The sequence below is a fragment of the Streptomyces sp. GQ60 genome, from assembly GCF_059758875.1.
In genome coordinates, this window is the sequence record NZ_JCAXEG010000016.1 from 79,840 (window position 1) to 92,025 (window position 12,186).

7 protein-coding genes are annotated in these 12,186 nt (G+C 71.2%); all 7 read left to right on the forward strand.

Going from position 1 to position 12,186, the window contains the following annotated elements:
- Positions 1 to 2 precede the first annotated feature (2 nt).
- The 7 genes from AC6CKD_RS30310 (at position 3) to AC6CKD_RS30340 (ending at position 12,186) form a co-directional block, all read left to right on the forward strand.
- Entirely contained in the window at positions 3 to 446 is a 444-nt protein-coding gene (locus tag AC6CKD_RS30310) for a winged helix-turn-helix transcriptional regulator (RefSeq protein ID WP_498331722.1), read from the forward strand.
- A 198-nt stretch (positions 447 to 644) separates the two neighbouring features.
- A complete protein-coding gene (locus tag AC6CKD_RS30315; RefSeq protein ID WP_498331724.1) occupies positions 645 to 1,634 on the forward strand; it encodes a DUF1702 family protein in 990 nt (329 codons plus the stop codon).
- Positions 1,635 to 1,788: 154 nt separating this feature from the next.
- Positions 1,789 to 2,775, forward strand: a complete 987-nt coding sequence (locus tag AC6CKD_RS30320; protein WP_498331726.1) for a DUF1702 family protein — start codon at positions 1,789 to 1,791, stop codon at positions 2,773 to 2,775.
- 56 nt (positions 2,776 to 2,831) lie between these two features.
- Positions 2,832 to 4,685 (forward strand): CRTAC1 family protein, encoded by a 1,854-nt coding sequence (locus AC6CKD_RS30325; protein WP_498331727.1) that lies wholly within the window; start codon positions 2,832 to 2,834, stop codon positions 4,683 to 4,685.
- 2 nt (positions 4,686 to 4,687) lie between these two features.
- The gene (locus AC6CKD_RS30330; protein ID WP_498331729.1) at positions 4,688 to 5,818 is read left to right on the forward strand and encodes an enediyne biosynthesis protein; all 1,131 of its coding nucleotides are present in this window, start codon (positions 4,688 to 4,690) and stop codon (positions 5,816 to 5,818) included.
- Positions 5,815 to 11,724: a type I polyketide synthase gene (locus AC6CKD_RS30335; RefSeq protein ID WP_498331731.1), complete on the forward strand. Its 5,910-nt coding sequence runs from the start codon at positions 5,815 to 5,817 to the stop codon at positions 11,722 to 11,724. The genes AC6CKD_RS30330 and AC6CKD_RS30335 overlap by 4 nt, the downstream gene beginning before the upstream one ends.
- 3 nt (positions 11,725 to 11,727) lie before the next feature.
- Positions 11,728 to 12,186, forward strand: a complete 459-nt coding sequence (locus AC6CKD_RS30340) for an acyl-CoA thioesterase (RefSeq protein WP_498331733.1) — start codon at positions 11,728 to 11,730, stop codon at positions 12,184 to 12,186.

Genomic DNA, 12,186 nt, shown 5'->3' on the forward strand with positions numbered 1-12,186 from the left:
GGATGCTGAGACATACGTACGAGGGACAGGACTGCAACCTGGCCCGAACCCTGGAAGTGGTCGGGGAGCGCTGGACGTTGTTGATCGTCCGCTCGGCTCTGCTCGGTATCAAACGCTTCGACGGTTTTCTCGGCAACCTCGACATTGCTCGCAACGTCCTGACCAACCGGCTCTCCCGGCTGGTCGAACACGGGATCATGGAGCGGATCCCCTACCAGGACCGGCCCGTGCGCTACGAGTACCGACTCACCCCCGCCGGACGGGACTTGACCAGGGGAGTCATCGCCCTGATGCAGTGGGGGGACCGCCACCTGCACTACGAGCAGGGGCCGCCGCGCCGCGCCGACCACATCGGCTGCGAGGGGAGCGTCCACGTGGAGCTGCACTGCGACCGGTGCGGCCGCCAGGTCCACGACGAGGAAGTGGACGTGCGCTCCATCCGCTGACCCCTCCCCTCCCCGCTGAAGGGCTGAAGGGCCGAACGGCTGAACGGCTGACCCGCGTACGCGCCGGAACGTGCCGCAGTGTGCTTGAACGGCCCCGAAGCCGCCGGGTGAGCACGGACGGAGATGAAGCGCCGGCGCCCGGGCACGCACGATGTGCCCTCCGGCCGCCGCCAGAGCGGCCCGCACGAGGAGGCGTCCGTGCCCGCACTGGGAGCACTGCGCAGGCTGGCCATGGCCCCGTCCCTGGACGACGTGAGCTTCGAGGGACGCGGTTTCTCCGTCGAGCCGACCGCGCGGACCCGCAAGCTGGAGGCAGTACCGCAGGCCGTCGTCACCGGCTTCGAGTGGGGCATCGAGGACCGCACGCTGGCGACGACCGAACGCCGGCTCTCGCTCGTCGACCCGGAGGTCCAGGGCTTCGCGTACGAGGGCGCCACCATGGCCTGCGCCATCCGTGACGTCATGGGGCCGGGCAAGGGCCACCGCACCCGCGACCTGCTGCAGGGCGGCGGCAAGCGGCACATCTTCCTCAACTACATCGGCATCGGCTTCGCCATGGCCAAGCTGCCGCGCCCGATGTGGAAGAAGCTCGTACCCGACCTGACCGAGCCCGAGTACTACCCGGCCATGAGCTGGCTGTGCGTCGACGGATACGGCTTCGACCGCGCCTACTTCGACACCGAACGCTGGGTCGGCGGACAGCGGCTGGACACCCCCTACGCGTGGGACGGCGACGCCGACTACTTCCAGCGCGCCTTCGACCAGGGTGTCGGGCGGGCGCTGTGGTTCATCCACGGCGGCCACGTCGCGCACGTCTCGGCCGCCGTGCGCGCGTTCGCCCCGGCCCGCCAAGGCGACCTGTGGAGCGGCGTCGGCTTGGCCGCCACCTTCGCCGGCGGCACCACCGCCGCCGACCGCGAGGCGCTGCGCGCCGAGGCGGGGGAGGAGTGGGACCACCTGGCGCAGGGCTCGGTGTTCGCGGCCAAGGCCCGTCACCACGCCGGATTCGTACCCGAGCACAGCCGGGCCGCGGTCGAGGCGTTCACCGGCCTGAGCGTGGAGTCCGTCGCGCTGCTCGCCGACGAGACCGCCGCGAGCGAGCCCCAGGCCGGCGTCGGACCCGCCTACGAGGTGTGGCGCAGGAACGTGCGCGAGCGGGTGCGCGCGTCGGCGGGCGCGAGCATCTGACGTTTCGCGGGAGCCGGATCGTTCACGCCGGATTGTTCACGCCGGATTGTTCACGCCGGATTGAGCACGCGGGAAGTAGAGCCCCTCCTGGACCCCTGGATAGATTCCCGTTTGCTGGGGGGTTTCAGGGTTCTACGAGGGGCGGTTTTCTTCGGTGTCCACAGTATTTGGTGCGCTACGGCGGAGGCTGCTCACGCCTCCCGTTTCCGAGACGACGATGGAGGTGCGCGGGTTCCACGTAAAGAACCCGCAAGCCAAGGCGCGTCTGGAGAACATCGGCGAGGTATTCCTCCAGGGGTATGCCTACGCGGTGGAGGCCGGCTCTCCCGCGGAAGCCGAGGAAATGCTGGAGACCGTCCCCCGGGACATGCGCGGATTCGCGTACGAGGGCGCGGGCATGGGCGCGGCGGTGTACGACTCGCTGCCGGGACACAGCGGCCGGCTGGACGGCCTGCTCCAGGGCAAGGGCAGCCACCACGACTACATGATCTACGTCGGTGTGGGCTGGGCGATGGCCCGGCTGCCGAAGCTCCTGTGGCCGGACATCCGCAAGACGGACCCGCTGCTCCGCTGGCTCGCCCTGGACGGCTACGGCTTCCACCAGGCGTACTTCAAGACCGACTCCTACGTGCGCACGCCCGCCGCGGAACACCCGTTCAGCTGGCACGGCGGACACAACCACTACACCCCGAACGCCATTGACCAGGGCATCGGCCGCGCGCTGTGGTTCGTCGGCGGTACCGACCCGGATGTCGTGACCAACCTGATCGCCTCCTACCCGAAGGCACGGCACAGCGACCTGTACGCGGGCGCCGGCCTCGCCTGCGCGTACGCCGGCAGCGTCGACGAGGACGAGCTGGCCCGCTTCGTCGAGGGCGCGGGGGAGCACCGCTGGGCGCTGGCCCAGGGCTCCGCGTTCGCCATCGAGGCACGCATCAAGGCCGGCACGGTCATCGACCACACCCACCTCGCCGCCCGTGTCGTCTGCGACACCACCGCGGAGCGGGCGGCCTCGGTGTGCGTCGGGCTGCGGCCCGACACCCGGGGCCAGGGTGAATCTCCCGCATACGAATCCTGGCGGCGTGGTGTCGCCGCCGAGCTTGCTTCACTCTCTCTTACCCGGAAAGGTGCCGATCAGTGACGGCGAAAAAGAACTGGGCGCTTAAGAATGCGCCGGGAATTGTTGCTCTTGCCGTAATGGTCGGCACTTTCTACGGGGTTCAGCTGCCCGAATCCTCGGCGGCCGAGACCGCGAAGCTCGCGAAGAACTTCGGCTTCAAGTCGCTGTCGATCGCCATGCCTTCCGGATTCCCGAAGCAGGAAGTCCGCAAGGTCAACAAGGCTTATCGGCACATCGAGGGATGGATCTCCTCGGTCGGCGCCGGCATCGCCGTCAACGACATCGACGGCGACGGCCTGCCCAACGACCTGTGCGTGAACGACCCGCGCATCGACCAGGCCGTGCTCACCCCGTCGCCGACGCGCAAGGACGGGGCCTACGCGCCGTTCGCCCTCGACCCGAAGCCGCTGCCGACCAGCACCACGTCGGCGCCGATGGGCTGCATGCCCGGCGACTACAACGAGGACGGCGCCACCGACGTCCTCGTCTACTACTGGGGCCGCACCCCGGTCATCTTCATGAACAAGAACGTGAAGGGGCAGCCGCTGTCGGCCGCCAGCTTCACGCCCACCGAGCTGATCCCGGGCACGACCGGTACGAAGTACAGCGGGCCGCTGTGGAACTCCAACGCCGCCGCGTACGCCGACTTCGACGGTGACGGCCACGACGACATCTTCATCGGCAACTACTTCCCCGACAGCCCCGTCCTGGATGACACCGTGGACGGCGGCGTCGTGATGAACGAGTCGCTCTCACACGCCCAGAACGGCGGCGGCGGCCACTTCTTCCGCTGGACCGAGAATGGCTACGAGAAGACCGAGGGCTCCATCCCGCAGGGCCTGAGCAAGGGCTGGACGCTCGGCGCCAGCGCGGTCGACCTCGACGGCGACCGCCTGCCGGAGATCTTCCTCGCGCACGACTTCGGCACCTCGCCGATGCTCTACAACAAGTCGGTCCCCGGCAAGATCGAGTTCGCCGAGGTCAAGTCGGTCCACACCGGCACCGTGCCCAAGTCGAAGGAGATGGGGCGCAGCTCGTTCAAGGGCATGGGCGTCGACTTCGGCGACCTGGACAACGACGGGCTGTACGACCTGTTCGTCAGCAACATCACCACCTCCTTCGGCATCCAGGAGTCGAACTTCGCCTTCATCAGCCAGGCGAAGAACCAGTCCGAGCTCCAGGGCAAGCTCAAGGAGGGCGAGGCCCCGTACGAGGACAAGTCCGCCGACCTGGGCGTCGCCTGGTCCGGCTGGGGCTGGGACCCCAAGATGGCCGACTTCGACAACGACGGCAACCTGGAGATCACCCAGGCGCTCGGCTTCGTCAAGGGCAAGACCAACCGCTGGCCCCAGCTCCAGGAGCTGGCCACCGCGAACGACGCCCTGACCTCGAACCCGATCTGGTGGCCGAACGTCCGCCACGGTGACGACCTGGCCGGCAGCCAGCACATGCGCTTCTTCGCCAAGGACGAGGGCACCGGCCGCTACGTCGACCTGGCCAAGGCCCTCGGCATCGCCGAGCCCATCCCGACCCGCGGCATGGCCCCGGCCGACGTCGACGGCGACGGCCTGGTCGACCTCGCCGTCGCCCGCCAGTGGGGTGAGCCGGTCTTCCTGCACAACGTCAGCGACAGCACCGGTTCGTACCTGACGCTCAAGCTCAACCGCGAGTCCGGCTCGCCCGCGATCGGCGCCGAGGTCTGCGTCGAACTGCCCGACGGCAGCATGCGCATCGCCCGCGTCGACGGCGGCGGCGGCCACTCCGGCAAGCGCAGCAACGACGTCCACATCGGCCTCGGCAAGGGCATCAAGGACCCGCTGCCGGTGAAGCTCACCTGGCGCGACCGCACCGGTGCCGTCCACGAGCAGAAGCTGACGCTGAAGCCCGGACAGCACACCGTCGAGCTCGGCACCCAGGCGAAGGAGAAGTGACCATGTCCGCAACCCTGACGGCTGTCCCGGCCCCCGCCGGCCCACGCCACAACCCGAAGGTCGTCACCGCGCTCCGCCGGTTCGCGATCTCCATCTCCGTCCTCAACATCCTCGGTTACACGGTGCTCGGCTTCGAGCAGGCCTGGACCTGGCCGTTCATCGCACTGTTCACCGCGTACACCCTGGAGATCATCCTCGAGATGATCGGTGCCCGTGCCGAGGGCCGCGACCCGCGCTTCCGCGGCGGCGGCCTCAAGGGCATGGTGGAGTTCCTCTTCCCGGCCCACATCACCGCCCTCGCGGTGAACATGCTGACCTACGTCAACGACCGCGTCTGGGTCATGGTCTTCGGCGTCATCGTCGCCGTCGGCACCAAGTGGGTGCTGCGCGCCCCGGTCAAGGGCCGGATGCGGCACTTCATGAACCCGTCGAACTTCGGCATCGCGGTCATCCTGGTGCTCTTCCCGTGGGCCTCGATCGCGCCCCCGTACCACTTCACCGAGTACCTCGACGGCGGCCTCGACTGGCTCGTCCCGGCGGTCATCATCGCGCTGGGCACCCTGCTCAACGCCAAGCTCACCGAGCGCATGTGGCTGATCCTGGCCTGGGTCGGCGGCTACGCCCTCCAGGCGGTCGTCCGCGGTCTGATCTTCGACACGTCCATCCCCGCGGCCCTCGCGATGATGACCGGCGTGGCGTTCGTGCTCTTCACGAACTACATGATCACGGACCCGGGTACGACGCCCTCCTCCAAGTGGGGCCAGATCGCCTTCGGCGGCGGCGTCGCCACCATGTACGGCGTCCTGACCGCCCTGCACGTCGTGTACGGCATCTTCTTCGCCACCGCCATCGTCTGCGCCATCCGCGGCGCCTTCCTGTGGAGCGCCGACGTCGTCGCCAAGCGGCGCGCCGCCGAGGCCGCCGACAAGGCCGCTGCGGCGAAGGCCGAGGCCGTCACCGCCGTGCTGCCGGCCCAGCGGGCCTGCGACTGCACCGGCGAGTGCGCCTGCCCCGCCCCGGTCCCGGCCCCGGCCGCGGCCGCCGCGTGCCCCAACGGGTGCGCCGACGCCTGCGCCTGCCCCGCCCCGGTCTCCGAGAAGGCCGCCAAGGAAAAGATCGCGGTGGCCGCATGACACGCATAGCCATCGTCGGCATGGCCTGCCGCTATCCCGACGCCGCGACCCCGGGCGAGCTCTGGGACAACGCCGTCGCCGGCCGCCGGGCCTTCCGCCGGCTGCCCAGCGAGCGGATGAACCTGGACGACTACTGGGACTCCGACCCGGCCACCCCGGACACCTTCTACGCCCGCAACGCCGCGGTGCTGGAGGGCTACGAGTTCGACCGGATCGCCCACAAGATCGCGGGCAGCACCTTCCGCTCCACCGACCTCACCCACTGGCTCGCCCTGGACACCGCCGGGCGCGCGCTGGCCGACGCCGGCTTCCCGGCCGGCGAGGGCCTGCCCAAGGAGCGCACCGGCGTCATCGTCGGCAACACCCTCACCGGCGAGTTCGCCCGTGCAAACGTGATGCGGCTGCGCTGGCCGTACGTACGGCGCGTGATGGCCGAGGCCCTCGCCGCCCAGGAGGACTGGGACGAGACCCGGGTCGCCGAGTTCCTCGGCGACGTCGAGGCCTCGTACAAGGAGCCATTCCCGGCCATCGACGAGGACACCCTCGCCGGCGGCCTTTCCAACACCATCGCGGGCCGGATCTGCAACCACTTCGACCTCAACGGCGGCGGCTACACCGTCGACGGCGCGTGCTCCTCCTCGCTCCTGTCGGTCACGACGGCGGGCACCTCGCTCATCAACGGTGACATCGACGTCGCCGTCGCGGGCGGCGTGGACCTGTCGATCGACCCGTTCGAGATCATCGGCTTCGCCAAGACGGGCGCCCTCGCCAAGGGCGAGATGAAGCTCTACGACCGCGGCTCCAACGGGTTCTGGCCCGGCGAGGGCTGCGGAATGATCGTCATGATGCGCGAGGCGGACGCCCTCGCGGGCGGCCACCGCATCTACGCGACCATCGCGGGCTGGGGCGTGTCCTCGGACGGCCAGGGCGGCATCACGCGCCCCGAGGTCAGCGGCTACCAGCTGGCCCTGCGCCGCGCCTACGAGCGCGCCGGGTTCGGCATCGAGACCGTCCGCCTCTTCGAGGGCCACGGCACCGGCACCGCCGTCGGCGACGCCACCGAGCTCACCGCCCTCATGGGCGCGCGGGCCGCGGCGGACCCGAAGGCGCCCATCGCCGCGATCACCTCCATCAAGGGCATGATCGGCCACACCAAGGCCGCAGCCGGCGTCGCGGGCCTGATCAAGGCGGCCATGGCCGTCGACAACCAGACCCTGCCGCCGGCCATCGGCACCGTCGACCCGCACGAGCTGCTCACGGAGGACGGCGCGAACCTCAAGGCGCTGCGCAAGGCCGAGGCGTGGCCCGAGGGCGCGCCCCGCCGCGTGGGCATCACCGCCATGGGCTTCGGCGGCATCAACACGCACGTGGTCCTGGACGAGCCCGCCGTACGGCGCCGGCCGGCCCCGAGCCGCCGTTCCGCCGCCCTGGCGAACTCGCCCCAGGACAGCGAACTGCTGCTGCTCGAGGGCGACACCCCGCGCGCGCTGCTCGCGCGCATCTCCGAGGTCGCCGGCTTCGTCGCCACGGTCTCCTACGGCCAGGTCTCCGACCTCGCGGCGACGCTCCAGCGCGACCTGCGCGGCCTGCCCCACCGCGCGGCGATCGTCGCGTCCTCGCCCGAGGACGCCGAGCGCCGGCTGCAGCACCTGGCCGACCTGCTGGAGTCGGGGGAGACCTCGCACACCTCGGCGGACGGCCGCAGCTTCCTGGGCAAGGCGACCGGACGGGGCCGCATCGGCTTCCTGTTCCCGGGCCAGGGCTCCGGCAAGGGCACCGGCGGGGGCGCGCTGCGCCGCCGCTTCCCCGAGGCCGCCGAGGTCTTCGACCGGGCCGGCCTGCCCACCTCGGGCGACATGGTCGCCACCGACGTGGCGCAGCCCCGTATCGCCACCGGCTCCGCCGCGGGCCTGCGCGTCCTGGACTCGCTGCGCCTGGAGGCGTCCGTCGCCGTCGGGCACAGCCTCGGTGAGCTCTCCGCCCTGCACTGGGCCGGCGCCATCGACGAGGGCACGCTGCTGGACGCGGCCCGGGTGCGCGGCAAGGCCATGGCCGAGCACAGCGACTCGGGCACCATGGCGTCCCTGGGCGTCGACCCGGACCAGACCGAGCGGCTCATCGCGGGCCTGTCGGTCGTCATCGCGGGCTACAACGGGCCCCGGCAGACGGTCGTCGCCGGTCCCGTCGAGGACATCGAGGAGATCCAGCGCCGCGCCGAGCGGGCGGACGTGAGCTGCACCCGGCTCGCCGTCTCGCACGCCTTCCACTCGCCGCTGGTCGCTCCGGCCGCGCAGGTGTTCGGCAACTGGCTCGCCGGCGCCGCCTTCGGTCCCGTCTCCGGGAAGGTCCTCTCGACCGTCACCGGCGCTGAACTGGAGCGCGGTACCGACCTGGTGGAGCTGCTCAGCCGCCAGATCACCGACCCGGTCCGCTTCACCCAGGCGGTGGAAGCGGCCGCGGACGAGGTCGACCTGTTCATCGAGGTGGGCCCGGGCCGCGTGCTCAGCGCCCTCGCACAGGCGACGACCGGTGTCACGGCCCTCTCGCTGAACACCGACGACGAGTCGCTGCGGCCGCTGCTGCAGGTGGCCGCCGCCGCGTTCGTCGCGGGCGCTCCGGTCCGGCTCGACCGGCTCTTCCAGGACCGCCTGATCAAGCCGCTGGAGGTCGGACAGGAGTTCAGCTTCCTGACCAGCCCCTGCGAGCAGCCCCCGGGCGCGCACCGGACGGCCGCGAGCCAGCCGAAGCCCGCCGCCGCGGTGGCCGCGCCGGCGAGCACGCCGAACAAGGCGGGCCCGTCGGACAAGGCCGCCAACGCCATCAAGGCGGCCAAGGCGGCGAAGGTCGCCAAGGCGGCGCAGGACCGGGCCGCCGAGGCGGCCCCCGCCAAGGAAGGCGCCGCCGCCCTGGAGGTGCTGCGCACCCTCGTCGCCGAGCGCGCCGAACTCCCGGCCGACCTCGTCGACCCGGGCAGCCGGCTCCTGGACGACCTGCACATGAGCTCCATCACCGTGGGCCAGATCGTGAACCAGGCGGCGTCCCGTCTCGGGATCGCCGCGGCGCAGGTCCCGACCAACTTCGCGACGGCCACCCTGGCCGAACTCGCGGAGGCCCTCGACACCCTGGCCACCACAGGCGGTGCCGCACCGTCCGAGGAAGCAGCCCTGGTCGCCGGCGCGGCCAGCTGGGCGCGTCCCTTCGCGGTGGACCTCGACGAGGTCGCCCGGCCGCGCACCGCACCCGCCGAGGCCAACGGAACCTGGGAGCTCTTCGCCCCCGACGGCGGAGACTTCGCCGAGCGCCTCCAGCAGGAACTCGAACAGGCCGGAGTCGGCGCCGGTGTCCTGGCCGTCCTGGCCAGGAACTGCTCGCAGGAGCAGGCCACGCAGGTGCTGGACGCCGCCCAGAGCGCCCTCGCGGGTCACCGCGACCGCCGCTTCGTCCTGGTCCAGGACGGCCGCGGCGCGGCCGGTCTGGCCAAGACCCTGTACCTGGAGGCCTCGCACCTGCGGACCACCATCGTCCACACCCCGGTGACGGACGACGCGGTCGAGCGGGTGCTGGCCGAGGTGGCCGCCACCACGCGGTTCGCCGAGGTCCACTACGACGAGGCCGGCGTGCGCCGCGTCCCGACCCTGCGGGCCCTGCCCGTGGAGCAGGAGCGCGACGAGGCACCGCTGACCGCCGAAGACGTCCTGCTCGTCACGGGCGGCGGCAAGGGCATCTCCGCCGAGTGCGCCCTCGCCGTGGCCCTCAAGACCGGTACGAAGCTGGCCGTGCTCGGCCGCTCCGAGCCGGGCGACGACAAGGAACTCGCCGCCAACCTCAAGCGCATGGCCGACGCCGGCGTCGAAGTGCACTACGCACGGGCCGACGTCACCGACGCGGGCCAGGTCCGCGGCGCCGTCGCCGAACTCGAAGGAGCGCTCGGCAAGATCACCGGTCTGCTGCACGGCGCCGGCCGCAACGAGCCGAACGGCCTGGTCCACCTCGACGCCGACGACTTCCGGCGCACCTTCGCCCCGAAGGTCGACGGTCTGCGGACCGTCCTGGACACCGTGGGAGCCGGCAACCTCAAGCTGCTGGTCGCCTTCGGCTCCATCATCGGCCGGGCCGGCCTGCGCGGCGAGGCCCACTACGCCACCGCCAACGAGTGGCTGGCCGACCTGACCGAGGACGTCGCCCGCACCCACCCGCAGGTCCGCGCGCGGTGCATGGAGTGGTCGGTGTGGTCCGGCGTCGGCATGGGCGAGAAGCTCTCCGTCGTCGAGTCGCTCTCCCGCGAGGGCATCACCCCGGTCTCCCCGGACCAGGGCGTGGAGATCCTGCTGCGCCTGATCTCCGACCCCGACGCGCCCGTGGTGACCGTCATCAGCGGCCGTACGGAAGGCATCGACACGGTCCGCCGTGACCTGCCGCCCCTGCCCATGCTGCGCTTCACCAGCAACCCGCTGGTGCGCTACCACGGCGTCGAACTCGTCACCGAGGTCGAACTGAACGCGGGCACGGACCCGTACCTGGCCGACCACCTCCTCGACGGCAACCTGCTGCTTCCCGCCGTCATCGGCATGGAGGCCATGGTCCAGGTCGGGTCGGCGGTCACCGGCCGCGCCACCACCCCGGTCATCGAGGGCGCCAAGTTCCTGCGGCCCATCGTGGTGCCGCCGAACGGCAGCAACCGCATCCGCATCGCCGCCACCGTGACCGGCGCCGACACCGTGGACGTGGCCATCCACTCCGAGGACACCGGCTTCGTCGCCGAGCACTTCCGTGCCCGGCTGATCTACGGCTCGGTCCCGATCCCGGACGGTCCGCCGCTCCAGGTGCCCGCCGACACCCCGGTGGTCCCGCTGGACCCGGCCAAGGACCTGTACGGCAGCGTCCTCTTCCAGGGCGCCCGGTTCCAGCGGCTCAGCCGCTTCCACCGGGCCGCCGCCCGGCACGTGGACGCCGACGTGTCCGTCCAGCAGCAGCCGCAGGACTGGTTCGCCGGCTTCCTGCCCGGTGAACTCCTGCTCGCCGACCCGGGCATGCGCGATGCGCTGATGCACGGCAACCAGGTGTGCGTCCCCGACGCCACCCTGCTGCCGTCCGGCGTGGAGCGCATCCACCCGCTCGGCAACGGCAGCCACGTCCCGGACCGGCTCCGGTACTCCGCGATCGAGCGCAGCCACGTCGGCGACACGTACGTGTACGACATCGCCGTCCGCGCCGAGGACGGCACCGTCGTCGAGCGCTGGGAGGGCCTGACCCTGCACGCGGTGCGCAAGACGGACGGGTCCGGCCCCTGGGTCGCCCCGCTCCTCGGCCCCTACCTGGAGCGCACCCTGGAGGACGTCCTCGGCGCCCGCATCGCCGTCGCGGTCGAACCGCACGGCGAGGCGCCGGCCGGTTCGGTCGCACAGCGCCGCAGCTTCACCGCGGACGCCGCGGCCCGGGCCCTGGGCACCCCCGTGAGGGTCAGTCACCGTCCGGACGGGCGCCCGGAGCTGGAAGGCCTCCACATGTCGATGTCGGCCGCTCACGGCCTGGGGGTGACCGTCAGCGCGGTCGCCGCCGCCGAAGTCGCCTGTGACATCGAGGCGGTCAGCATGCGGTCGTCCACCGAGTGGCGCGGCCTGCTCGGCGAGCACACGCCGGTGGCCGACCTCGTCGCCAAGGAGACGGGCGAGGCCCCCGACACCGCCGCCACCCGCGTGTGGAGCGCGGTGGAGTGCCTGAAGAAGGCCGGGATCATGGCGGGCGCACCGCTGACGATGCTGCCGAGCCGCAAGGACGCCTGGGTGGTCTTCGCCGCCGGGGACCTGCGGATCGCGACCTTCGTCACCGCGCTGCGCGACGCCCTGGAGCCCGCCGTCTTCGCCTTCCTGACCCACGAAGCAGATCTCATCGAAGGGCGGTCCTAGACCATGGCTGAAGACTACTTCGAGTACCTGCACACGGTCGGTTTCGAGGAGACCAACCTCGTAGGCAACGTCTACTACGTCAACTACCTGCGCTGGCAGGGCCGGTGCCGCGAGCTGTTCCTGCAGAAGAAGGCGCCGGACGTGCTGGCCGAGGTGCAGGCCGACCTCAAGCTGTTCACGCTCAAGGTGGACTGCGAGTTCTTCGCCGAGATCACGGCCTTCGACGAACTGTCGATCCGTATGCGGCTGTCCGAACTCGGGCAGACCCAGCTGGAGTTCACGTTCGACTACGTGAAGATCACCAGTGGCGTCGAGGTCCTCATCGCCCGCGGCCGCCAGCGCATCGCCTGCATGCGCGGACCGAACACCAACACGGTTCCGTCGCTGATCCCCGAGGGCCTGGCACGGGCCCTGGAGCCGTACTCGACCCAGAACCGGGTCATGTCGGGGCGAGCCGCGTGA